This window comes from Candidatus Phycosocius spiralis, assembly GCF_030158815.1.
In the GTDB taxonomy this organism is placed as follows: domain Bacteria; phylum Pseudomonadota; class Alphaproteobacteria; order Caulobacterales; family Aquidulcibacteraceae; genus Aquidulcibacter; species Aquidulcibacter spiralis.
The window spans coordinates 1-21,910 of sequence record NZ_BPFZ01000015.1 but is presented as its reverse complement, the minus strand read 5'-3'; the positions used below and the strand labels follow the sequence as shown (position 1 = coordinate 21,910).

The 21,910-nt window shown below is 50.4% G+C and carries 18 protein-coding genes; 6 read left to right on the top strand and 12 right to left on the bottom strand.

Translation table 11 applies throughout. The features are described from left to right. Positions 1-3: 3 nt before the first annotated feature. The 3 genes from prfB to PsB1_RS10255 form a co-directional block, all read right to left on the bottom strand. Positions 4-1,125: a peptide chain release factor 2 gene (gene prfB, locus PsB1_RS10265; protein ID WP_284361108.1), complete on the bottom strand. Its 1,122-nt coding sequence runs from the start codon at positions 1,123-1,125 to the stop codon at positions 4-6. Between the two features lie 97 nt (positions 1,126-1,222). Beyond that, entirely contained in the window at positions 1,223-3,619 is a 2,397-nt protein-coding gene (locus PsB1_RS10260; protein ID WP_284361105.1) for a penicillin-binding protein 1A, read from the bottom strand. A 161-nt stretch (positions 3,620-3,780) separates the two neighbouring features. Then, positions 3,781-5,124, bottom strand: coding sequence for an N-acetylmuramoyl-L-alanine amidase (locus PsB1_RS10255; protein ID WP_284361102.1), 1,344 nt, complete (start codon positions 5,122-5,124; stop codon positions 3,781-3,783). A 527-nt stretch (positions 5,125-5,651) separates the two neighbouring features. Here PsB1_RS10255 and PsB1_RS10250 point away from each other — a divergent pair. From PsB1_RS10250 to PsB1_RS10240, 3 genes are all read left to right on the top strand, one after another. Then, positions 5,652-8,117: an Rne/Rng family ribonuclease gene (locus PsB1_RS10250; protein WP_284361099.1), complete on the top strand. Its 2,466-nt coding sequence runs from the start codon at positions 5,652-5,654 to the stop codon at positions 8,115-8,117. A 164-nt stretch (positions 8,118-8,281) separates the two neighbouring features. Beyond that, a complete protein-coding gene (locus PsB1_RS10245) occupies positions 8,282-9,787 on the top strand; it encodes a M48 family metallopeptidase (RefSeq protein WP_284361097.1) in 1,506 nt (501 codons plus the stop codon). Between the two features lie 47 nt (positions 9,788-9,834). After that, the gene (locus tag PsB1_RS10240; protein ID WP_284361095.1) at positions 9,835-10,647 is read left to right on the top strand and encodes a DsbA family protein; all 813 of its coding nucleotides are present in this window, start codon (positions 9,835-9,837) and stop codon (positions 10,645-10,647) included. A gap of 7 nt (positions 10,648-10,654) precedes the next feature. On the opposite strand, the gene PsB1_RS10235 is transcribed toward PsB1_RS10240, so the two are convergent. Beyond that, positions 10,655-10,867: a hypothetical protein gene (locus tag PsB1_RS10235; RefSeq protein WP_284361092.1), complete on the bottom strand. Its 213-nt coding sequence runs from the start codon at positions 10,865-10,867 to the stop codon at positions 10,655-10,657. Positions 10,868-11,048: 181 nt separating this feature from the next. Further along, positions 11,049-12,236, bottom strand: coding sequence for a BaiN/RdsA family NAD(P)/FAD-dependent oxidoreductase (locus tag PsB1_RS10230; protein WP_284361090.1), 1,188 nt, complete (start codon positions 12,234-12,236; stop codon positions 11,049-11,051). Between the two features lie 99 nt (positions 12,237-12,335). Between PsB1_RS10230 and PsB1_RS10225 the strand changes: the two genes are divergently transcribed. After that, positions 12,336-13,421 carry an aldo/keto reductase gene (locus PsB1_RS10225; RefSeq protein ID WP_284361088.1) on the top strand — a complete coding sequence of 362 codons (1,086 nt, stop codon included), beginning with the start codon at positions 12,336-12,338 and terminating at the stop codon, positions 13,419-13,421. An 89-nt stretch (positions 13,422-13,510) separates the two neighbouring features. Here PsB1_RS10225 and PsB1_RS10220 read toward each other — a convergent pair whose 3' ends face one another. The 5 genes from PsB1_RS10220 to PsB1_RS10200 all read right to left on the bottom strand — a co-directional run bounded on the left by PsB1_RS10220 (position 13,511) and on the right by PsB1_RS10200 (position 20,365). Further along, positions 13,511-14,665: a tetratricopeptide repeat protein gene (locus PsB1_RS10220; RefSeq protein ID WP_284361086.1), complete on the bottom strand. Its 1,155-nt coding sequence runs from the start codon at positions 14,663-14,665 to the stop codon at positions 13,511-13,513. Positions 14,666-14,670: 5 nt separating this feature from the next. Beyond that, positions 14,671-16,758 carry a flagellar biosynthesis protein FlhA gene (locus PsB1_RS10215; RefSeq protein WP_284361085.1) on the bottom strand — a complete coding sequence of 696 codons (2,088 nt, stop codon included), beginning with the start codon at positions 16,756-16,758 and terminating at the stop codon, positions 14,671-14,673. Further along, complete coding sequence (locus tag PsB1_RS10210; protein WP_284361076.1) at positions 16,751-17,836, bottom strand: EscU/YscU/HrcU family type III secretion system export apparatus switch protein; 1,086 nt, start codon at positions 17,834-17,836, stop codon at positions 16,751-16,753. The genes PsB1_RS10215 and PsB1_RS10210 overlap by 8 nt, the downstream gene beginning before the upstream one ends. Positions 17,837-18,665: 829 nt before the next feature. Next, positions 18,666-19,226 carry a hypothetical protein gene (locus tag PsB1_RS10205; RefSeq protein ID WP_284361074.1) on the bottom strand — a complete coding sequence of 187 codons (561 nt, stop codon included), beginning with the start codon at positions 19,224-19,226 and terminating at the stop codon, positions 18,666-18,668. A 2-nt stretch (positions 19,227-19,228) separates the two neighbouring features. Beyond that, positions 19,229-20,365, bottom strand: coding sequence for a pesticin C-terminus-like muramidase (locus tag PsB1_RS10200; RefSeq protein WP_284361072.1), 1,137 nt, complete (start codon positions 20,363-20,365; stop codon positions 19,229-19,231). A gap of 88 nt (positions 20,366-20,453) precedes the next feature. Between PsB1_RS10200 and PsB1_RS10195 the strand changes: the two genes are divergently transcribed. Further along, the gene (locus PsB1_RS10195) at positions 20,454-20,795 is read left to right on the top strand and encodes a type II toxin-antitoxin system RelE/ParE family toxin (RefSeq protein ID WP_284361070.1); all 342 of its coding nucleotides are present in this window, start codon (positions 20,454-20,456) and stop codon (positions 20,793-20,795) included. Continuing rightward, complete coding sequence (gene relB, locus PsB1_RS10190; RefSeq protein WP_284361067.1) at positions 20,792-21,088, top strand: type II toxin-antitoxin system RelB family anti-toxin transcriptional regulator; 297 nt, start codon at positions 20,792-20,794, stop codon at positions 21,086-21,088. Before PsB1_RS10195 ends, relB begins: the two co-directional genes overlap by 4 nt. Here relB and PsB1_RS10185 read toward each other — a convergent pair whose 3' ends face one another. Together PsB1_RS10185 and PsB1_RS10180 are read right to left on the bottom strand one after the other, a co-directional pair. Then, complete coding sequence (locus PsB1_RS10185) at positions 21,089-21,364, bottom strand: hypothetical protein (protein ID WP_284361065.1); 276 nt, start codon at positions 21,362-21,364, stop codon at positions 21,089-21,091. Then, a partial coding sequence (locus PsB1_RS10180) for an ankyrin repeat domain-containing protein (protein WP_284361061.1) occupies positions 21,364-21,910 on the bottom strand: 547 nt, incomplete at its 5' end. The genes PsB1_RS10185 and PsB1_RS10180, both read right to left, overlap by 1 nt.

The window sequence follows — 21,910 nt, the reverse complement described above, 5'->3', positions numbered from 1 at the left end:
GCGCTAGTCTTGATCAGGGTCGGATGCCACCCCGACACGCTGGGCCAATGATGCCGCCATAAACATATCAAGGTCGCCATCAAGCACACCTGATGTATCGGAAGTTTCTACCCCCGTGCGTAAATCCTTGACCAATTGATAAGGCTGGAGCACGTAAGATCGGATTTGATGGCCCCAACCAATATCCGTCTTTTGATCCTCAAGCGCATTGGCAGCAGCTTCGCGCTTGTGCAACTCAAGCTCATACAGGCGTGCGCGCAGCATTTTCCAAGCGATGTCACGGTTTTTATGCTGGCTGCGCTCTTGCTGGGAGGCGCACGCAATCCCAGTCGGTAAATGGGTTATGCGAACAGCAGAATCGGTTTTATTGATATGCTGACCGCCCGATCCTGACGCACGATAGGTATCGATCCGCACATCCTTGTCTTGGATATCAATGACAATTGTATCGTCTACCACCGGATAGACCCACACACTTGAAAAGCTCGTATGGCGTTTAGCGGCACTATCAAAAGGTGAGATACGCACAAGACGGTGCACGCCCGATTCCGTTTTCAGCCAGCCAAAGGCGTTTTCGCCTTTGATCAAAAGGGTGGAGGATTTGATACCAGCCTCTTCACCCACACTTTCTTCAATCTCTTCCACACTCATGCCACGCGCCTGCGCCCAACGTACATACATACGGCGTAGCATATCTGCCCAATCTTGGCTTTCAGTACCACCCGCCCCGGCATTGATTTCCAAATAGGCGTCGTTACCATCGGCTTCACCCGATAAGAGTGCCTCTAGTTCGGCGCGATCGGCGCGGATTTTGGTTGCGAGCAGGCCTTTTCGGGCTTCCTCAATCATATCCTCATCCCCTTCGCTTTCGGCCAATTCGGCGAGCTCTACATGGTCTAAAGCATCACGTTCCAGCGTCCGAACGGCCTCAATGGAGGCTTGAATCCGATTGCGCTCGCGCATGAGTGCTTGAGCTTCTTGCGGGTTATTCCATAAATCGGTGCGCTCACTGAGCGCATCTAGCTCATCCAAACGGCGTAACGCCACATCCCAATCTAACCGACGCCGCAGTAAAGTAACGGATCTGGTTATGTCTTTACTGAGCGCTTCAAGTTCGGCGCGCATTTCATTTCTCCACACATCAATAGGTAACTGGGCGATTGGTAACTGAGATCGGGTTCTGGGGCCCGCTTTTGGGCGTTTCTCCTGATTAGGATAGACGTCAGCCCCGGGTTTCGGCTTTGGGTTCGGGCGCAGGAGCAACAGGAGGTGGTGGTTCTTCGGTCACTATGGTGCTAGGTGGCGGCGCCTCAACGGGCTTAGTGATGGGATTTGGATCAGGCTTGATCGCAATTTCTTGGGATGGCTTAGGACGCAAATCACTTGGATTGGTTTGCAACTCTGCGATGACATTCATTCGCTCTTCGGCTTCGATTTCGCGCTTCACTTCCGGTGAGAGCGTAAATTCTTCAATCGGGCGGCCTTCATGGGCCGCGATCATATATTGTTTAAAGATTGGCCCAGCGACAGGCCCCCCGGAAGCCCCTTCATAAATGGTACGGGGCAGGTCATAACCGACATAGACCCCAGTTGAGATGGAAGGCGAAAACCCCACAAACCAAGCATCCTTGTAATCACTGGTGGTTCCAGTTTTTCCAGCAATCGGGCGACCAAAATCAACACCACGTCCTGTCCCGCGAAGCACAACATCACGCAAAATACTTGTCATTTCCCATGCCGTTCTCGGCGAAACGACTTGCACGCCCCATGGGTCCATTTGGGGCGGCCCAGCTGCCTCATTCAATGCCCCTTCACAAGCGGGGCAGGAGCGACGGTCCGACCGCCAGACTGTGCGCCCACGCGGATCTTGCAGGCGGTCATAAAAAACAGGAGGTATATAGCGCCCACCATTTGGAAAAACTGCAAAGGCAGAAGTTAGACGTAAAACCGTGGTCTCCCCTGCCCCCAAAGCCATGGTCAAATCATTAGGCAAATTGTCATAGACTCCAAAGCGGCGAGCAAAGTCAGCGACCCGACGCATCCCAATCTTGCGGGCGATACGCACGGTGACCGTATTGCGGGACATAACTAGGCCCTGGCGCAAAGTCATCGTACCATAAAAGCGGCGGTCGTAATTTTCTGGACTCCAGCCGCCACCTTGAATTTTTTCATCCGATATTTTGGTATCTGGCGTCAACCCTTGCTCCAAAGCGGCCGCGTAAATGATAGGCTTGAAGGAAGAACCAGGTTGGCGCTTAGCTTGGGTAGCCCGATTGAAGCCTGAATCCTCAACATCAAGCCCGCCAACCATGGCTATGACTGAACCTGTATGGACATCCACTGAGACCAACGCACCCTGAATTCCTTGATGACGCTGCAATTGGAGCGTCCCGTCGTCGCGACGCCCCAACCATACCAATGCCCCATCAAACAATGGTCGCGAAGAACGCGATGCCCAGTCTTGATCCGCTTGTGGGATTGCAATCTTGCTGCCGTTAGCCAAACCAAAGGATTGCGCATCATCTAGAACCAAAGCCAATTGAGCACGGGGGTCTGGGCGCGAATATTTTGCGCGGGCAAGCCTGCGGGCCCATTCTCCCTTCACACTCATCATTCCGACAGGGCCTGAAAAGCCGCGGCTGCGGCGCGGGTCTAAACGGTTCAAATTGGCGATCAGGGCTTCTCTTGCTGCCCTTTGCTTATCAAGATCAACGGTTGAGCGGATGATAAAGCCGCGCGTATAAGGAGCATCCTTGCCAAACCGGCGAATGATGTCACGGCGGACTTCTTCGACAAACTCACCTGCTTCAGGATCGGTCCAACTGCCCCTTGGATTGGGGGTGACGTTAAGCGGTTCTGCAATCGCGGCCGCTGCCTGTTGGGCGGTGATGAAACCGTTTTCTGCCATTCGCCCAATAACCCAGTTACGCCGCGACACAGCACGATCTTTATGACGCACCGGATTATAATTGTTGGGACCTTTCGGTAGAGCACCCAAAAAGGCTGCCTCAGCAATGGTTAAGTCGCGGACATCCTTGCCAAAATAGGTTTGTGCCGCCGCTTGTACGCCATAGGAGCGAAAACCAAGAAAGATCTGATTGACGTAAATCTCCATGATCTGATCCTTATTCAGCACCTCTTCGATGCGGATTGAGACCAGACCTTCGCTAATTTTGGCCAATATCTTGTCAAATGTGGAATCGCGGGCAGCATCTTGCAGGAGCACGTTTTCGGCAACCTGCTGAGTGATGGTGGATGCACCTTGCATCCTTTTTTCACCTATATTGCTGACGTTAAACACAATCGCACGCGCCACACCCATCAAATCGACCCCTGAATGGGTGTAAAAGTCCTTGTCCTCTGCCGCCATAAAAGCAGCAATCACATGGTCAGGGACTTGTTCAATTGGAACATATGAGCGGTTTTGTCGCGCGAACAACCCGATCTGACGTCCATCGGAGGCATAGATTGTACTCGAAAGAGCGGGTTGATAATTGGCTAATCGTTGATGATCGGGCAAGCCCTTTAAGGCCATATTGACCAAAATGACCGCCCCAAGAACCCCACTCGCCATGATCACCAAGAAAAACAAAGCGATTGTCTTAAAATAGGTACGCATCGTCTTGGTGTCCATTTGCAGGTTTGCCCCTGAGGGAACATATTGGCGGTAGACTTATACACCTTTAGTCAAGCCCCACTATGGCCTGCTTGATCAAGAAGTTAAACGTTCTTTGCCAGTAATTGAGCATGCTAGCACGCTCAAAAGGGGGGTGATTATTGTTAGTTTTTGCCCCCAGCACCGCTCATAATTTGAACACGGTCAAAATAGGCGCTGATGGTTTTGGCTGTTGCAGCCATCTGACGGCTGCGAAACTGTAGATTGTTTAAGCGGGCTTCATCCTCGGGATGCGACATAAAGCCCATTTCAAGTAAAACTGCAGGAACACGTGGTGAAAGCAATACAAAAAAGCCTGCTCGGCGATGGGATGTGCCCGTCACAGGACCAATCTTTTGAATTTCTTGGATTAAATTTTGACCAAAAATGGCAGATTGGTTTTTGGTATCGCGCTGGGTGAGGTCGCGTAGGATTTCAGTTACCGATTTATCCTTGATTTGGGTCGAGGGCGTGATAGACCAATTTTCCTGATTTAACAGTTGTCGTGCGCGCTGGCCACCTGCCTCTGATAAAGTATAGACTGTTGCCCCAACCGCTCGTGAGCCTGCTGGAGCAGAATCAGCATGTAACGAAATGAAAAGATCGGCGCGTTTATCACGCGCAATCGTTATACGCCGCTCCAAAGTCAAGAACACATCGCTATCTCGGGTCAAGATCACCACAAAGCGACGGTCACGATTGAGATACTCAGCTAATATGCGTGCACTGGCTAACGTGACCTGTTTTTCTTGCAAAGTTCCTGATACACCAAGAGCACCTGGATCTTTACCACCATGGCCTGGATCAATCACGATCACAAACCGGCGCCCAGACTGGCTTGACCCTTGCTGTGCTGGTCCTGAGTGAACACCCAATGGCAATACCTGCGCACTTGCGTCATCTTTGGCATTATCTTTGGTCTTAACTTTAGCCTTAGGGCTTGGCTGAGGAGCGGCAGCTAGAAAGGTGGCAGTGGAGGTTGGTACCAATTCAAGGCGAAGCTGCCGGCCGCCAAAAACGCCCGTGATTTCATGTTTTCTAATGCGCATCGGTCCATTTAAGTCCAAGACTATGCGCGATTCCTTAAGCGACTTATCAGCAAAACGTAACTGCTTTACCCCACCTGTTCCAGACAAGGTACCAGCCTTGCCATTGCCCATTGCCCAAGTCACCCTAGGCAAATCAATGACCAAGCGGGGGGAAGGAACCCCTAAGGCGAAAAATTGATAAGGTAGAGACTGGTCCAAGCGGATAGATACAATCGTAGCGTCTTCAATCTGACTGATGGTGATCGCATTGACACGGGGATAGTGTGTCATTCCAAACGGCTGATCGGATTGGGCGCGCGGTGCCCCCATCCATCCGATCGGAATAATGGCCAGCATCATACCCAAAAGCAGGAGCACCCAAACCCGCAAGGCAGCAAACGACAACCGAGCCTCACCTTTACCAATCATTGGTTGACGCATAGGATCCTTAACATACTGATTAGGGCTTAGCTTCATATGGCGTGGGCTACCGAATCCATTTTGAAATCGCGTTTATCTCATTAACGGCAACCATAGGATCGTGTCCAATGTGAAATCAGGACGCATGTCGCGCTTTCTTTTCTTAACAAAGTGGGGCATGATAGGCTTAGTGCGGATTAAGTCGGATGCGGTTTATGAAGCATTGCTATTTTGGGGAAAGACTGGCGCATGATGCTGCCAAACCTCGCCCTTTTCACTTAATGGGCCTATAGCTCATTCATTCGGGACGCTGCGAAGCCAAAAAATGCGCGCCACATCTTCAAACTTAATACCTGTCCAGTGCGAAGTCTTGGCACAAATCTGCCAGTCGCAACGGCCTTATGGCCGGGATAGGGGTGGCATTGTCGATCCATGCTTCGTTCTGCGCCGACTTTGTCGACCAACCTTTCACATTTCGTGCGCATGTGCCCTGAGACGACGCCCCTGCGTTGCCCTGCGGCGTGTGGCGCACGCTGGAGCCTTTTTCAATGCCCAAGACTATGTTAATCGACGCGGCCCACCCAGAAGAAACCCGGGTTGTCGTGCTCGCAGGAAATCAAATTGAAGATTTTGACTTCGAATCTGCGTCAAAAAAGCAAATACGTGGTAATATTTATCTTGCAAAAGTCACCCGCGTTGAACCTTCCTTACAGGCTGGATTTGTGGATTTTGGCGGCAATCGCCATGGCTTTATGGCCTTTAGTGAAATTCACCCAGACTATTATCAAATCCCTGCAGCTGACCGCGAAGCCATTTTAGCCGAAGAGGCTGCCCTTGCCGCCTTAGATGAGGAAGGTGATGGCGATGATGAACAAGTGCGCGCACGTCGCGCCGCCCAGCGCCATTATAAAATCCAAGAAGTCATTCGCCGCCGCCAAATCATGTTGGTGCAGGCTGTTAAAGAGGAGCGCGGCAATAAGGGTGCGGCTCTCACCACTTATTTGTCGCTTGCAGGGCGCTATTGCGTCTTAATGCCCAATACACCACGCGGTGGCGGGATTTCGCGCAAGATTACAGCAACTGGGGATCGAAAACGCCTAAAGTCGGTTATATCAGAGCTGGAAGTGCCTAAGGGCATGGGCCTCATCATACGCACGGCTGGCGCGAAACGGACCAAAACCGAAATAAAGCGTGATTATGAATATCTCTTGCGGCTTTGGGACGATATTCGAGACCGGACGATGAAATCCATCGCTCCTTCACAAATCCATGAGGAAGATAATCTGGTCAAGCGCGCGGTGCGCGATCTCTATGACAAGGATGTCGATGCCATTCTCGTCGAGGGTGAAGACGCCTATCGTGAGGCCAAAGACTTCATGAAAATGCTCATGCCAAGCCATGCAAAAAAAGTTCAACTTTATAAAGGTGCAACCCCCTTATTTTCACGCATGAAAGTGGAAAGCCAGCTTGAGAGCATTCATTCTCCAATCGTGCAACTGCGCTCTGGTGGCTATATAGTCATCAACCAAACCGAAGCCTTGGTTGCGATCGATGTGAATTCTGGCCGCTCAACCCGTGAACGTTCGATTGAATCAACCGCTCTTAAAACGAATTTGGAAGCCGCCGATGAAGCCGCCCGGCAAATGCGCCTGCGCGATTTAGCCGGACTGGTTGTGCTTGACTTCATCGACATGGAAGAAAACCGCAACGACCGCTCAGTTGAAAAACGTATGAAAGACGCTCTTCGATTTGACCGCGCGCGTGTACAAATGGGCAAGATTTCCGGCTTTGGTCTATTAGAAATCTCACGCCAACGCCGCCGAACCGGGGTATTGGAAGGTTCTAGCCACATTTGCCCTACCTGCGAAGGCAATGGGCGGGTACGCTCTCCAGAATCGGCCTCACTGCAAGCGTTACGCGCTGTGGAAGCCGCTGTCGCCAATCGCAAGGATTGCGAAGTCGCTTTGCATGCCGACATCGCCACAGCCCTTTATCTGTTGAACGAAAAACGTGATCATCTGACCCGCTTGTTTCATGAACGTGGCTTGGTGGTGCGGGTGTTTGCGCAATCAGATATGAGTCTAGGCCATTATCGCTTTGAAATTGTTGAGCCAGGCGAAGAAGTGTTTGAGGAGGATTTTGTCCCCCTCTACATCAAAATCGATGAGCCCGTTGATGAAGAGGCAGACTTGTTCACCCAAACGATCAAAGACGGGGATGAGGAAAACGCGTATGACGATGGTGAAGGGGAAAATGCCCAAGCCCCGCGCCCTCAAGGAGAAGGTGATAGGCTTAGCGATGGGACAAGACGCCGTCGCCGCCGTCGCGGTGGCCGCCGTGACGACATGGGCGAAGGCGAACCCAATCCAGCCAGCCAGACCAACCTCAATGGTCTGATGGGTTTAGCAGGCGAAGAAAGTGGCGAGGGCGATGAAGACACTCCACCTTCAGATGAAACCCCAACCGAAGCCCAAGCCCGTCGTCGGCGCCGCAGAGGGCGTCGGGGTGGTCGTAGAAGACGCGAAGGCGAAGCCTCACGGCTCGCTCATGGCGACAGCAGCAATGGGGAGGGTGCAGGTCTGGAGATCTCCGGCATGGAAACCATCACGATCGATACGGATGGCGGGGATTTAACCGCAGAAATCGGTTCGGACCTTAGCCAACTAGCCTCAATGCCAACTGCGGATGCGCCACCAAAACGCAAGCGCCCACTGCGCAGAAGTGGTGATAGCCTGGCACCAAGCCAAAGTGAATCCATCACCCCCAAGCCAGAAACAGTAGCGGCACCTGATGGCGTTCCAACAGATAAGCCCCCTCATAACAATGTGCCAGCCAAGCGGGCTCGCCCCCGCAAAGTGAAAGAGCCTAGCGTGGCACTTGCTGCAGCGGCAGAGATTACGCCTAAATCCCGTGTCAGCGCACCAACCATTGAACCTGAATCCAATGTTGATCCCAAAGCACCCCGCAAAAGTGGGTGGTGGTCGCGTAATGCCCAAAAACTTTTTGGGGCATAAGTGGCGGCATAGCATTTTGCATCCTCGCGGCAGATTTCAATAAGTCTGCCGCGAAATTGCCCCAATAGGGGTGAAAACGGAACTCCAGCGCACTCACGCAAGGATGGGTGAGCCTAAATGGCTTATCTCAGTGCCAATTAGCGTCCAAATAAGGATACTCCAGCATGGCTTATGCCAGTTGCACATCGAGCAAGCCTACAAGGGTCAATTGGCTGGCCCAGCTTATCGCTTGCGCGGCACTTGTGGTGGTCCCCATAACGGCACATGCGCAGTCCTTGGTACGCGATGCTGAGATTGAGCGAACTTTGCGTGACTATTCAGACCCTTTGTTTGTAGCAGCTGGACTAGCACCCCAAGATGTGCGCATTTATTTGGTTGGGGATAAAACCCTAAATGCCTTTGTAACCAATGGCCAAAACGTGTTTCTTCATACCGGTCTTATCTTAGAAACAGAAACTCCCAATCAGCTGAAAGGTGTCATTGCCCATGAGACTGGTCATATAGCGGGGGGGCATTTAGCCCGATCTGACGCTTATATGCGTGAAGCGATGCGACCGGCCTATATCACCATTGCTTTAGGATTGGTTGCCATAGCTGCTGGAGCCCCCGATGCGGGTGCGGCACTGCTTGCAAGTTCACAGCAATTTGCCATGTTGAGCTTTTTTACGTTTACCCGCGTACAAGAAAGTAGTGCAGATCAAGCTGCGGTGACCTTTCTAGAAAAATCTGGACAATCAGGGCGCGGCTTGGTCGAGTTTTTTACCAAGTTTCGTTATAATGAAATTCTGGCAGACTCACGGCGTGAACCCTATTTCCGCTCGCATCCCTTATCGGGAGACCGCATCCAAGCGCTGCAAAATCGGGTCAATGAGCAATCCAATAAGGACGTGCTCGATAGCCCTGCCGATATTGACCGGCTCAAAATGATGCAGGCGAAGATTCAAGCTTTTTTATACACCCCATCGCGTACCTTTGTTAAATATCCAGCCTCGGATCAGTCAATCTATGCGCGCTACGCTCGCGCGATTGCGGCCTTTCGCGCACCAGATCTTGTAACCTCCGTGCGCGAAACCCAAAAGCTGATCGACGAACACCCCAACAACCCCTATTTCCATGAATTACTGGGTCAAATCTATTATGAAAATGGCAAGGCACAGGCCTCGATCGCGCCCAATCGACAGGCTGTTCTACTGGCCCCGAATGAAGCCCTTCTCCACATCGGGCTTGCGCGGTCCTTGTTAGCAACTGAGCAAAGCGAATTACGCGCCGAAGCTGAGGCCAGCTTACGGACCGCCTTGCGCCTTGAGCCTGATAATGCTTTTGCTTGGAATCAATTGGCAGTGGTGGCTGACCGTAATGGTCAAGTGGGCTTAGCCCGCCTCGCCACAGCCGAGGAAGCCTATCATTTGGGTGACTTGGTGCGCGCGCATCGGTTTTCTGAACTCGCTCTGCGCAATTTGGTGCGCTCCACACCTGAATGGCGACGGGCATTTGATATTTCGACCATCACTTTACCTGAAGCGACCAAAGCCCGCAAACGGGGCGGCGACCCTGCGGATTTGCAATTTGTGCCCGAACACATGTTAGGGGCGGCTGGTCAAGAAATACAACAAGGGAAACCTTTGTGGCGGGCTGTTGACGGATATGAACACGCGGGCCATAGGGACTAATCTATAGATTCAAATCTTAGTTTGATCCTTTCAAAGCGGAGATTTAGATGCGTTTTGCTTTGTTTGCGCACATCACAGTCCTTTTATTGTTTTTCATGACCCCAATAGGGTGCGCTAAACAACCAGAGCAACCCAATAGCATGATGGATGAAGCAACCAAGGACGGTGCGGCCCTGCCTAGATCCAAAAACGCCACTCTCATTCAAACCTTAAGTAAAGAACAACAAATGGCTGTGCGGGCTCTTATCCGCGATGAATTGGTAGCCAACCCTGAAATCCTACTCGAAGCGCAGCATGCTTATGAGACAAAGCAAGTGAGCCAGCAAAATGCACGGGCTGCTTCCGCCTTTGTGAGGCTGACATCAGAGCATGCCCAGTTCAGCTTCGGACCCGCCAACGCCAAAATCACTTTGATCGAGTTTTTTGACTATAAATGCGGCTATTGTCATGCAGCCCAAGCTTGGGTCGCCAAGGTAATGGCCACACGCAAGGATGTGCGGATCATTTTCAAGGAATTCCCCATTTTGTCGGAAAACTCAGTCCTTGCCGCAAAAGCCGCAATAGCTGCTTCTTATCAGGGCAAATATCTGCCTATGCATAACGCTTTAATGTCAGCTCGTGGGGACCTAAATCCAGAACAAATCCTTCAAATTGCCAGCCAAGTCGGCCTTAATGTGGAAGTTTTGCGCAAAGAGATGCATTCGCCTAAAGTTGAAGTCATCATTGACGGGATACGCAAACAAGCAGCCGAGCTAGCCATCGGGGGCACACCAGGCTTTGTAATAAATGGCACATTGATTTCAGGCTTTAATAAAGATGCGCTCGACAGCGCCCTGAAAAGCGCACGCGAGAAAACTTAGAAAATGCTTAAACGACGATATCAATGCCACTTATGGTTTTAGATGCACTGACGGCAAAATGATCTTGGCTTTGTACGATGGCTTGCGACAATGTTGAGAGAGCTTGCTGGGAAGCTGGGGCAAACTGCCCTTGGGTTTCTTGAACAGCACGCAAAGCCGCCACTTGCAAACGGGCGGCTTGAGCTTGCATTTTTGCATTCATCAAGGATGAAACGTCCACGACTGATTCCTTATGTTGCCTACCTTCGCAGGCAATGATTAGCATTGACTTGCAAACATAGCTTTCATTTGGGTTAAATGCGGTAAAATGTCAAGTTTGTGCGATTTAGTATGGATCCGGTATCAAAAGTTATCACCTTGAATCTTTGCATTTCCAATGTGATCGCGGCGCATTCCAAACCTTATGCCGCGTCCCCTGCAGCCACCCCACTCGACCACGCCCATTGGAAATTATAGCCTCCGAGCCAGCCTGTGACGTCGACGGCTTCACCGATAAAGAATAAGCCAGGGCAGGATTTGGATTCCATGGTTTTTTGCGACAAGGCGTTGGTATCGATCCCGCCACGTGTAACTTCGGCCTTCGCATAACCTTCATCGCCACTGGGCGTAAGTTGCCAGTGTTGTAACTTCTTGGCGAGGTCTTTGAGATCGGCATCTTTTTGATCGGCCATCGGTCGGGTCATGCCCGCATACTCGGCCAAGGTGTGGGCCAACCGACTGGGTAAACGCTCTGCGAGAATTGTTGCAAGCTGGGCGCGTGGGCGTGTGGATTTTGCGCCAATCAACCAGGCTTCGCAGGCATGATCTGGTAATAGATTCACTGCAATGGGCTCCCCCCTTTCCCAATAAGAACTGATCTGCAAGATAGCCGGTCCCGAAAGGCCACTATGGGTGAACACCATGCCTTCACGAAACGACGCTTTACCCACTTTTGCAATGCTTTCCAGCGCTACGCCAGCTAAGTGCGTCATCATCGCGCGATCCTCACCATCAAACACCAAGGGGACGAGGGCAGGCATAGGTGCGATGACAGCCACATTAAATTGCCGCGCCACCTGATATGCGAGGTCAGAAGCCCCTAGTTTAGGGATCGAGAGACCACCACTGGCCATAATCAAACTTTTTCCAACCGTTCTCCCGGCTGAGGTTTGAACACAGAAGCCTTCGCCTTTTTTTTCGAGTGTTTGGATCTCTACGTCCGTGGCGATGGCCACGCCCACTTTGGTGCATTCAGCCACCAACATATCAACGATCAAGCGCGCAGAGCCCGGCCCCTCACAGAACAATTGGCCTAATGTTTTTTCATAAAAACCAATCTGGTAGCTTTTAGCCAAGGCGATGAAATCATGCTGAGTATAGCGCGCCAAGGCTGAGCGGGCAAAATGGGGATTTTGCGAAATATAGCGCTCTGGGCGGATATCGACATTGGTGAAATTGCACCTTCCGCCCCCAGATATGAGGATTTTAGCGCCTATGGTACTGGTATGCTCCAACACCAACACAGACCGCCCACGCTGGCCAGCTCGTGCGGCCGCCATCAGGCCCGCAGCACCGGCACCAATAATCAGTACGTCAACATGGTGGCTCATCCTGTGCACTTAATGCCAAGACCAAGTTTAGCCTAGCCAAGGGTGCAGCACGTGATGTAGACTTAATGCTCTCAGTTTAGGCGAGGGTGGAAACCCATCATGAAGTACAAAACCCTTGGCCGTACAGGCCTTGTTGTTTCCGAACTATGTTTTGGAACCATGACATTTGGCGGGAATGGTTTTTGGCGCGTAATTGGCGGCCAAGATCAGGAAGAAGCCAATAGACTCATTCGCCAAGCCTTTGACGCGGGTGTCAATTTCTTCGACACCGCCGATGTCTATGCCAATGGCCTGTCCGAAGAGATGCTGGGCCATGCCATCAAGGATCAAGGCTTGCGCCGCGATGAAATCGTGATCGCAACCAAAGCGCACGGGCGCGTTCAAGATATCGTTCCACCCGATGCCAGCCCTCATGCTCAAGCTGAAGCAACACGCAGGCAAACGACCCGCAATATCTCTGGCTTGTCGCGCAAGCATTTGTTCAATGCGATTGATGCCAGTCTCAAGCGTCTGGGCATGGATCACATCGATCTGTATCAAATCCATGGCTATGACCCTTTAACCCCGCTTGAAGAGGTGATGGATAGTTTGAATGATATCGTGCGCTCAGGGCGGGTGCGCTATATTGGCCTTTGTAATCGCGCAGCTTGGGAAACGGCCAAAGCCAATGGAATCAGCGAAAAAATGGGTTATGCCCGCTTTGAATCTATGCAGATGTATTATACCTTAGCAAGCCGTGACCTGGAGCGGGAAGTCGTACCCCTCGCCATCAGTGAGAGCCTTGCCATCCTGCCATGGAGCCCGCTGGCCGGTGGACTATTGAGCGGCAAGTTTAAGCGCAATCAAGCAGGGCCGAACTCTGCACGCCGTGCCAGCTTTGACTTTCCACCGGTGAATACAGATCGCGTTTATGCCTGCGTGGAAGCGATGGAGCCGATTGCAAATGCACACAATGTCAGCGTCGCACAGATCGCCTTGGCTTGGCTGTTACATCGCCCCTGGGTGACCAGCGTGATTACAGGAGCCAAAACCTTGGACCAATTAGGCGACAATCTCAAAGCCGTTGATGTCAAACTCACCCACGAAGATATGGCGGTTTTGGAACGCGTCTCGGCGCTGCCATCGGAGTATCCAGGATGGATGATCGAACGCCAAGGCAGCGACAGGTCTGGGTCAGTTGGATAGGATTAGGGCTTTGATAAAGACCAACTAATCTGATGTTTAACATGGGCACTTCGCAGCGCCAAATTCTATTTGCGTAATCGGATCGGTTATTAGTTTTGGTATAGATTGAACTTAAGCGTGTTTTTTGGAAATAGATCTGTCATATTTGCTATCAGGCTAGTCAGGGTTCGACCCTCTGTATCAACAGGTGTCGAAAGGGCTTGTTTGAAAATGTGATCTGCCATTTCTTTTTCGCCCCGACTTGCATGAACCAGCACATTGGCCAACATGGCCGCAAAACTTTGTGGGTCCAAGCGACGGGCAGTCAAAGCGGCGTGTTGGCTGGCTTCGCTATTTCCTTTGAGGGCCTCAATGACAGCAATGGAACCATGGGTTTCAGCAAAAGTTCGGTCCAGTTCCAATGCTTTTCTAAACACCACCTCTGCTTCGGATTGGTTACCAGCCAACAGCTCTGCCCAGCCAAGTGCAACCCAACTCCCCGCATGTGTCTTGAATAGCTGTGCACCACGTTTCAAATGTTTAATGGCTTCAGGCAGATTATTTTCTAGCATACTCACCATACCTTGGCCTAAAGCCGCGCGCGCTGAAAAAGGTTCTCTTTCGGCAACTTTAGCGAGCTTTTCAGAAGCGGCTTTGATGTGTCCATCTCTAATTTCAAGGATAGCTAGGGTCGTGAGAGCTTCGCAATTATCACCAGCTAAAATCGCTGTAGAATAAGCCAAGTCTTGGTCGTCTAGATCCATGGCTAACACGGAAGAAATCCCAAGTAAATTGCGGTCATTGGGGTGGCGCTCAAGACCTTGAGAGGCAACTTCCAAAGCCTCTTCAAACCGAGACTCCAGATGCAGCAGTCTCGACTTTAAAAGAGACCCAGAAGCAAAACCTGTGACAATCTCATCGTTCAATAACGCAGACGCACTTTCAAGTTGGTGGTCATAATAGAGCGCCCATGCTTGGTTCAGTCTAAAAACCAGATTTTCAGGGTCCTGCAGGGATAAGGATTGAAAAATAGCGATCGCTTTTGCCAATTGATTGGTTTCAAGCGCAATCTGACCGCTTAAGTTTAATAATTCAGGGCTCAGTGGGGCTAAAGTCGCACGGTGCTCCAGCAATTCTGCCGCCACCAATAATTGTTTTGCTGCAACCGCTGCACCGATGGTGTCTTCGATAAGATGTAAATTATTGGGATCTGTTTCTAAACAGGTTTTCAAAAAATCTAATCGTGCAGAGGGTGATTGATCCATACCCATTATTCCTGTTGTGCCGGGGCCAATGCACCCACATTATTTTTGCGCGTTGCATCGCCAGTTTCAAGTTTGACAACTCCTGCCGACCTTAGAGTGATATTGGCTGGGATTTCACGTAAGGCAAGGATAGAGAGGCGTGGAATAGCACGACTTGTGATCATTCTAAGTGGGCGTCTCAACTCATTCCCACATAGAAGGACCGGCTCACGACCATTTGCTTGAATGTCCCCAGCGTGTTCGGCAAGCTTGCGGATCAATTGTTCTGTTAATTTTGGGTCAAGGCCGAGGCCACTGCCTCGTGCAGACTGAGACATAGAGGATATGATTTGATTTTCTAACCGGGGATCGAGGCTTAGAACCGATAATTCATGGTGGCGATCTCGAAGACGGCTGCATATTTGAAGACCCATACGTTGCCTAAGCAGTTCAGCAAGCCCGTTTGGATCCTTCTCAGCCCGGGCGAGGTCCACCAAATGCTCGCATATGAGTTCCAAGTTCCGTATAGGTACCTCCTCACTCATCAGTGATTGTAATACCCTTTGAACATCACTAACGCTGAGCATGGCAGGAATTAGCTCTTCAACCAAACCTGGTTGGCTAGCACGAACGCCTTCAAGCATACGCACCACAGTGGCGCGCGTCAAAAGGATTGCAGCCTCTGTACGCACAATCTCACCAAAATGTGTCATGAGCACCGTTAAAGGGTCAATGACCGAATAGCCTAAATTTCGCGCTTCATTTGCTTTATTGGGCCCAATCCAAAAAGCAGGCAATCCATAGGCGGGATCGGTGGTGGCTAGGCCCACTAAATCTTGCTCGACAGACTGAGATTTAATCGCAAGCACCTGATCGGTGTATAATTGCCCATTGGCATAACGTGTACCTAACAGTCGAATTTCATAGTCATTGGGTCCAAGATTGCTGCCATCCAATATGCTAACACTTGGAAAACTCACACCAAGACTATTTTCTTGGCTCTCGCGAAGTGACTTGATCCGGTCCATTAATATGACTTCTGAATTTTTCCAAGCCTCACTTAATACTGGTCCGAATGCAAGAGAAAGAGCCGGAAAACTCGTAGGCGGGGGCGAAGCAGACTGCTCATCGGCTAAGCTTTGATTGACCAGATTCTGTGCATCTGATTTCGCCTTGCGCGACTGATAAATGACCCAAAAGGCGCAAATGGCTAAGACGATCAATGGCCACTTTGGCATGCCAGGTAAAAGCAACAGTATTGCAAGGATGATACACACGGCAACCAAGGCACGAGGGGCGGAATAGAGTTGACTTAATAATTCGGTACTTAAGTCCCGATCCGCTGAAGAGCGGGTTACAATCAGACCTGTAGCAATTGAAATCACAAGTGCTGGAATCTGGGTTGCGATTCCATCGCCTATTGTGAGTAGGGAAAACTTATGAAGCGCATCCCCCCATGACATGCCCATTTGCACTGCACCTATGATGCACCCTGCTATAATGTTGATGAGAACAATGATGATGCCTGCAACCGCATCGCCTTTTACAAACTTGCTTGCACCGTCCATAGCACCGTAAAACGCGGCTTCTTTTTCCAGCATGGCCCGGCGGCGCACGGCCTCGGCTTGGTCAATCAGACCCATGTTAAGGTCAGCGTCAATACTCATCTGTTGGCCAGGCATTGAGTCTAAAGTAAACCTTGCCGCGACTTCAGAAACCCGCTGCGCCCCAGCTGTCACAACGATGAACTGAACAATAACCAGAATAAAGAAAACGACAAGCCCAACAACAAAGTTTCCGCTCACAGAGAAACTACCGATGGAATTAATGACCTGCCCCGCATCCGCACCCGTTAGAATAAGCCTAGTTGAGGCAATATTGATGGACAGCCTAAAAAGGGTTGCAATAAGTAAGAGGGATGGGAAAGTGGAAAAATCCACTGGCTTGGCCACATAAAGTGTCAAAAGCAAAATAGTGAGCCCAAGCGCGAAGTTGGACAAAATAGCTAGATCAAGAAGAGCCGGCGGGATCGGCGCAAAAAGCACAGCAAGGATGATAACCAACCCAAAAATCAAAGCTAATTCTTTGTTTTCATTCAAAAAACTTTTAACCAATTTCTTGATCCTTACTTTGGCCACGCAAGCGCTGTTGGGCTAAATAATGTCGCGCAATGTTGGCATAGTGACTTTCAGGTACGAACTCGCCTGTTTGTGTTGATGCGTATAACTCCCTAGCAAGTGGTGGGTCGATGATAATCGTAATGGACAATCGGATTGCCCGCTCTTTCAAAAGTAAAGCGAATTGATTTCTACCTTTGGCAGTTACAATTGGTGCTTTCATTGTCCTATGATCATACCCAAGTGCGATCGCATAATGCTGTGGGTTCATGATCAACATATCAGAGCCACCTAACCCCGATAGTTGCTGGGTTTGTTTGATATAATGAGCATGGAGCTGGCGTCTTTTTTGTTTTTGCCGCGGTTCACCTTCTTGCTCTTTGTTTTCTCTTTTGATTTCGCTGGAACTCATCCGCATTTCTTTTGCAAATTCACCCCTTGCAATCACTTGGTCAATGATTGCAAATCCAACAGCGACAATCATAAAACTGGCAATAAGTGTGATGGTACTGGCATACATAACGTCAGCGATTGTTTGAGCATCAATCAATTCTTTTCCGTTTAGCCGAACCAGATGGATCGACATGATGGTTGCAACCACCGCATAAACAATCAATTTCAGGATATTTTTGAGCGTCTCTTTGAGCATCTTGGTGGAGAATAGCCGTTTAAGCCCCTTTGCCGGATTTAATCGGCTAAAATCGGGTTTAAGCGGTTGGGTACTAAATACTAAACCTCGTAATTGCACAATTTCAAAAAAAACAATAATGATACAAACAGTAAGGGCTACACTAATGACCAGTTGTAAGCTTGGCCCGATGGCTTGTCCAATAATGGTGAGGGCGGCTCCAGGATTACTTGCGTTACTCCCCGCTACCCTCAAAGTCCCAGCCATGGCAGCTGATATCTTCACCCCAGCAGTGGGAAACAAGGCCAGCAGGACAAGGACTAAAGCTGTCAGCATTGTGGCAAAAGCCAAATCAGCACCTTTCGCCACCATTCCTCGTTCACGGGCCTTGAGTAGTTTAAATGGCGTGGCTTCTTGAGTCTTGTTTTCCTCGCTCTCCAGTGACATGAGCGATCAAGCATCCATCATCAATGTGGAGATCATTGTAGGAATCAATATGGGGTGTACCTTTTTTGAACGCAGCGCATAGACACTAGGATTTGGGCCAAGCTCAAAAACTGTCCAGTCATCGCCATAAATAGTGCTTCTATTAGAGGGCTTTAAATTAGCACTTTCATAGTGACCAAAACGCATGGGAAAACCACCAATTTGGAAATAATTTGTACACTTAACGCGTCCTTTGGCTTTTGGCCAGCGGTCATCAGGTAATGGCCCCTCCCCTCGCCCAATGGTTATCTATCTTGGGTGCAATCCTGTGGTGTAACCCTGCGTTTGATTGGTCTGCCTTCATATCAACCTTAATTGAATTGGATTGGTTTGAGTTGGCCCCCAAATAGTATGCATCATCGGGCAGGCTTAAGGTCAAGGACTTGGAACGGTTCAAGGGCGCGCTTTGCTTGCCTTGAAGCCGTGCCCGATGATGCCTGCGCAAGATGGGGTGTCAAGAGGTGAAATCGGCTGCGCCGACGCGCCAAGCGCGCCTCTTGACACCCCAGCCTGCGCGCTGATGCTTATATCGTGCCTTTGCGCAGGCAGAGCATGGCGTAAAGGCTGTCCTAGGCGAGATCACCATGAATGATCACCCTTCTTGGGGGTGGTGTACATGTCTGCGTGTTGGGTCGCGCGCCGACGGATCACTTGGCCCGATAGATCGGTGTCAAACGTCAACGCTTGAGGGAGGGTGCATTCGCGCAGGACTGGACCCTACGGCTACGGCGTGGAGCGGGTTGCAAAATCATGAGGAGCGGCATGATCCAAGTTGCAAACCAAAACAAAATCAATTTGAACGATGGACATATATAATACAGGGCTGCTCTGTACTCTCCATGCATTTTTTGGACACAGCCGAAATAAGCGCATTTTCTAGTATCGGAGGCATGGGCTGCACCCCAATGAAAAGAAAAGATGATCGAGAGCGAGAGCAGGGAGAATAAGCGTATTTTTCTTCACAAGAAATGTAAGCTTGGACCGCAAAAATTACAACTTGATCATTAGAATCGATGCCTAAAGCCCCCTTTGTAATACATTCGTGAGGGCGGCACCCAGAATATAAGGTAACGACATCCTTGCCGTAAGTGAAACGGATTGCATCGTCCTCGAGGATATTCATAATCCGCACAGGATCGCCATCTACAAAACCGATGCTTTTGAAAGCTGCTTTAGACGCTGGCATTTCTGCAATTTTTTTCAAATAATCATAGACTTTTGAAAATGAACCTGGATCGATCACTTCTTGAACGACAGCTTCAACCGAAGCAGGTTTGGTCGCTGCCGACGGTTCACAACCAAGAAGCATGGACCCAAAAGCGATCAGCAAAAAACAGCTATTTTTACCCATAATCATCCTCTTTTACCAATTCGAATCCCTGCTGCTCTATCAATTTGAGTTAACGTATTTTGCATAAGATCCGCTTCGTCTACTCTTCTAGACTTGAAGACATCGCCAAAATTTCGAAGGTTTTTAATTGCTGCACCCCATTGCTGGTTTGTTACCTGTTTCATGAACATTGGGGTTGCTCTTATACTTCCATATTGGAAATGAACGCTGGCAATAGCAGTTTGGAATCCCGATGCCAAATCTTGAAAGCGATAATCTTTTGAGACTTTATTGTAAGTCTCTGCAACTGAAATCGCCTTCTTTGCACGCATCAAAGCATCTAAAGTACTGACTTCGCGCTGACTAAGTGTGAGCGGACGCTGCTCTACGATATCTCTTGCAGCATTTCCCCTTTTACCTAAATAAGGCGTGAGTTTTGTCACGAGGCCACCATCGATCCCCATCGCTAAGAGTTCATCGGACGTCCTTCTGCCTAGATCAAAACCAGTACCGATTGTAACCCCACTGTTTGGAAAAGCTCGATTACTGTTATCTTTGACATAATAGACTTTCAGTTCGAATCCTTCCCACTTACGGATTAAGTTCCAGTCAATCTCGATTTCTGAAAGGAGCTCCGGTTGAGCGGCTCTTGAGTTTAAAATGGCCGTTGCTCGCGCCAGAACGACCTCAAGTGCCGCCGAGTCCCCATTGGTTTTTTGTTCCGCGAGATACAAACTATTTATTTTATCATTCTCGCTGGGGGTAAGGTAGTTTTTAAGAGCAAGTATTTTTCTTTGGGTTTCGTTTTTCGCGAGCACTAGATTCCCGTTGGCAGCGACAGGCTTATACAAAGTGTTTCTTGCATCTACTTCATATTGCCATACGCTTTCTTGCTCTGGAATAAAGGTCGGCCCACCTTTCAACTTCTCGCCTATAGCCTCCAACAACCCAGGCCCGCTCCCGCCGCCTTCGGCTAAATAGCCGCCAATCGCACTGCCGATCGCAGATGGCAGGCTGGCGCGGATATTGTCACCAAAGTCAGTGCCTTCAATCAGAGCCGACGTACCGCTTAGGCCATTGGCCTCTGCCAATTTATACCAAAGACCGCTATCGCCCCACAGGTTTTGGGCAATGCTTTGCAGGCTATCGCCGCCGCGCACATTCTAATCGAGGCGCGCGTTGCTGGGTCACGCCCGGCATGATTAGTGCGCCATTGACATATATGTCATTAGCCTATAAATTCCCCAGATGACCACTCCTCAAACCGTTGTCGAACTGGCTATCTTCGAGAGGCAAGCCAAGGCGATAATGTCAGATGAGGAACGTGCGGCCATTGTCGATTATATCGCGGCTAACCCGGAGGCCGGGGTGCCGCTTGGCGGTGGTTTGCGCAAAGTCCGTTTCGCCCGCGAGGGCGGCGGCAAGCGCGGTGGATACCGGACGTTGTTTGTCTTTGGCGGCGTGCATGTCCCTCTGTTCTTGGTCGGTGTGTTCGCTAAGAATGATAAGGATAACCTGACCAAGGCCGAGCAGGCGCACCTAGTGCAGTTGGCCAAGACGCTGCTTGCAACTTATGGAGAACGAAAATGAGCAAGTTTTATGATGAGTTGGTCGAGGGACTCAATGAAGCCATTGCTTTTGCCAAAGGCGAGGACGTCGGCGCGCGTGTCCACGTTATCAAGGTGCCGGCAATCGATGTTGCCAAGATCAGGGCGCAGACCGGTATGTCGCAAAGCCAGTTCGCAAAAAGCATCGGCGTTGCCAAGGGGACGCTGCTCAACTGGGAACAGGGCCGCAGGAAGCCCACTGGCCCCGCCCAAGTCCTACTGGCGATGATCGCGCGACGCCCATCAGTGGTGGCTGAGCTGCTGCGCGCGGCCTGATCATTTGCTATTGATCATCGCCAGATTGGAGGAAACCTGCTCATCCTGCTTGCCACTTGCGGCACCATTGGCAAAGGGGCCAGGCGTTCCGCTTGCCGGTGGATTTTGACGCTGGGCAATTGAGTCCGCATAAGTCCCACCTTGCGCGCTACTATTATTGGTCACCATCCCCATCTGACGACCACCAAAGCGATACCACCTCGTCACGGGATCGCCCGTGTTATAATTACCGTCCGCTTCACTGCGACGGATCACTTGGCGGGCATAAGGGGCCATTAAGGTTGAGCGGGATCAATATCCTCAAAACTATAATCGTGCCGAAGGCCAGCACCGACGCGCTTGTCAAACTCATCGACTTCGCGCTTAACTTTCTCGGTATCGACTCCACGTTCCTTTAACATCCGGGCAGCGATCGCCAGATATTTGTATTCTGGGAGATTGCGTAGGGGTTGAGGTCTGCTAGCACTTACAGCATTCATCGGATTGCCATAAATCGCATCTGCAAGTTGCTCCAGCTTGTAATTATAGCCTTTCTCTAGCAACTGAACGGCCTTGCTTGGATGCCCAACCGCTGCCGCATACTCTGCAATGCCTCCCCCCCCTTTGGACATAGGTAAATTAACATCTACGCCATAATCCAAGAGCAACTGAAAATGGTCCCATTTTCCACTATATTGCCCTGTTGTGAAGGCTTGTAAAAAAATCGTATCCCCATTGGCCAGCGGCAGGTTCGGATCGCCACCATATTTAAGCATTAATTTTAAATAGATGGGATCGGTATAAGATGCTGCTGCATAAGTGCCGGTGATGCCATCCTTGCCC

Bases quoted from the DNA above. Each gene is read 5' to 3' on its own strand.
- prfB (WP_284361108.1), bottom strand. From the start codon at position 1,125: ATGCGCGCCGAACTTGAAGCGCTCAGTAAAGACATAACCAGATCCGTT.
- PsB1_RS10260 (WP_284361105.1), bottom strand. From the start codon at position 3,619: ATGCGTACCTATTTTAAGACAATCGCTTTGTTTTTCTTGGTGATCATG.
- PsB1_RS10255 (WP_284361102.1), bottom strand. From the start codon at position 5,124: ATGCGTCAACCAATGATTGGTAAAGGTGAGGCTCGGTTGTCGTTTGCT.
- PsB1_RS10250 (WP_284361099.1), top strand. From the start codon at position 5,652: ATGCCCAAGACTATGTTAATCGACGCGGCCCACCCAGAAGAAACCCGG.
- PsB1_RS10245 (WP_284361097.1), top strand. From the start codon at position 8,282: ATGGCTTATGCCAGTTGCACATCGAGCAAGCCTACAAGGGTCAATTGG.
- PsB1_RS10240 (WP_284361095.1), top strand. From the start codon at position 9,835: ATGCGTTTTGCTTTGTTTGCGCACATCACAGTCCTTTTATTGTTTTTC.
- PsB1_RS10230 (WP_284361090.1), bottom strand. From the start codon at position 12,236: ATGAGCCACCATGTTGACGTACTGATTATTGGTGCCGGTGCTGCGGGC.
- PsB1_RS10225 (WP_284361088.1), top strand. From the start codon at position 12,336: ATGAAGTACAAAACCCTTGGCCGTACAGGCCTTGTTGTTTCCGAACTA.
- PsB1_RS10220 (WP_284361086.1), bottom strand. From the start codon at position 14,665: ATGGATCAATCACCCTCTGCACGATTAGATTTTTTGAAAACCTGTTTA.
- PsB1_RS10210 (WP_284361076.1), bottom strand. From the start codon at position 17,836: ATGTCACTGGAGAGCGAGGAAAACAAGACTCAAGAAGCCACGCCATTT.
- PsB1_RS10205 (WP_284361074.1), bottom strand. From the start codon at position 19,226: ATGGGTAAAAATAGCTGTTTTTTGCTGATCGCTTTTGGGTCCATGCTT.
- PsB1_RS10195 (WP_284361070.1), top strand. From the start codon at position 20,454: ATGACCACTCCTCAAACCGTTGTCGAACTGGCTATCTTCGAGAGGCAA.
- relB (WP_284361067.1), top strand. From the start codon at position 20,792: ATGAGCAAGTTTTATGATGAGTTGGTCGAGGGACTCAATGAAGCCATT.
- PsB1_RS10185 (WP_284361065.1), bottom strand. From the start codon at position 21,364: ATGGCCCCTTATGCCCGCCAAGTGATCCGTCGCAGTGAAGCGGACGGT.